Source organism: Mycobacteroides franklinii (genome assembly GCF_001853795.1).
Classification (GTDB): domain Bacteria; phylum Actinomycetota; class Actinomycetes; order Mycobacteriales; family Mycobacteriaceae; genus Mycobacterium; species Mycobacterium franklinii.
In genome coordinates, this window is sequence record NZ_MLIK01000014.1 from 1 (window position 1) to 536 (window position 536).

A 536-nucleotide genomic window follows, 5' to 3' on the forward strand; every position below is an offset into this window, starting at 1 on the left:
CCGGCTTTGGTGGCTGCGGAGGGCACTTTTGGTGCTAAGACCGCGTTGATGCGTTCGACGATTTCGCAGGCCGAGCAGGCCGCGATGTCGGCCCAGGCCTTCCATGTCGGGGAATCCTCGGTGGCATTCCAGGCCGCGCACGCTCGTTTCGTGGAGGTCGCCGCCAAGGTCAACGCATTGCTCGATATCGCCCAGGTCAACCTCGGTGATGCCGCCGCGTCCTACGTCGCCGAAGATGCCGCCGCCGCCAGCCGCTACGTCGGCGTCTAACGCCACCGAAAGGAAAAGACCCCAATGTCGCAGATCACGTTCAACTACCCCGCGATGCTGGCCCATGCCGGCGAGATGAACACCTACTCCGGTGTGCTCACCGCCCTGGGCGCCGACCTGGCCGCCCAGCAGGCCTCCCTGCAGGCCGCCTGGCACGGTGATACCTCCATGAGCCAAGCCGCCTGGCAGGCCCAGTGGAACACCGCCATGGAAGAACTCATCCGCGCCTACCGCGCCATGGGCACCACCCACGAAACCAACACCCT

At 65.7% G+C, this 536-nt stretch carries 2 protein-coding genes; both read left to right on the top strand.

The annotated features are described in order from the left end of the window. A partial coding sequence (locus BKG76_RS07085; RefSeq protein ID WP_207543753.1) for a type VII secretion protein EsxS occupies positions 1-270 on the top strand: 270 nt, incomplete at its 5' end. Positions 271-294: 24 nt separating this feature from the next. Then, a partial coding sequence (locus tag BKG76_RS07090; RefSeq protein ID WP_070937008.1) for a WXG100 family type VII secretion target occupies positions 295-536 on the top strand: 242 nt, incomplete at its 3' end.